Origin of the sequence: Paenibacillus oenotherae (assembly GCF_019443105.1) — a bacterium.
Taxonomy (GTDB): Bacteria; Bacillota; Bacilli; order Paenibacillales; family Paenibacillaceae; genus Paenibacillus_Z; species Paenibacillus_Z oenotherae.
The window spans coordinates 1-643 of sequence record NZ_JAHZIJ010000081.1; the positions used below are offsets into that span (position 1 = coordinate 1).

The 643-nt window shown below is 50.1% G+C and carries 1 tRNA gene and 2 rRNA genes; all 3 read left to right on the plus strand.

Annotation, left to right across the window (positions count from 1 at the left end):
- A 16S ribosomal RNA gene (locus K0T92_RS24650) occupies nt 1-120 on the plus strand; the annotation flags it as partial.
- An 88-nt stretch (nt 121-208) separates the two neighbouring features.
- Nucleotides 209-284 (plus strand) — tRNA-Ala (locus K0T92_RS24655).
- 232 nt (nt 285-516) lie between these two features.
- Nucleotides 517-643: ribosomal RNA gene (locus tag K0T92_RS24660) — 23S ribosomal RNA — on the plus strand; the annotation flags it as partial.

The following is a 643-nucleotide window of genomic DNA, read 5'->3' on the forward strand; positions in this document are numbered from 1 at the left end:
ACAACACCCGAAGTCGGTGGGGTAACCGCAAGGAGCCAGCCGCCGAAGGTGGGGTAGATGATTGGGGTGAAGTCGTAACAAGGTAGCCGTATCGGAAGGTGCGGCTGGATCACCTCCTTTCTAAGGATATACCTGATCTCGATGAAGATCAGATACAAGTTGTCGAATACCTTGAACCCCATATGTTCAGCTTTGATGGAATTTGCTTGGGGCTATAGCTCAGCTGGGAGAGCGCCTGCCTTGCACGCAGGAGGTCAGGAGTTCGATCCTCCTTGGCTCCACCAAACAAACCATCCATTGCATTACGATGCAATGCATCTTGCACCTTGAAAACTGGATACGAAAATTGCGTAACATAGAAACATCCTTTAGCTGAGTTTATACCACGCAGTTTCGACTGCAAGGCGAAGGTTGTTCGAATTGAAGCGACTTTTGTAGACATGTTTCTACCGCTAATCATTTAGTGTTCAAGAAACGTTTCTACAACGGAGTCTCAATCGAAGAACCGGAGCTTATGGTTAAGCTACTAAGAGCGCACGGAGGATGCCTAGGCGCCAGGAGTCGATGAAGGACGCGGCGAACAGCGAAATGCCTCGGGGAGCCGTAAGCAGGCTTTGATCCGGGGATGTCCGAATGGGGAAAC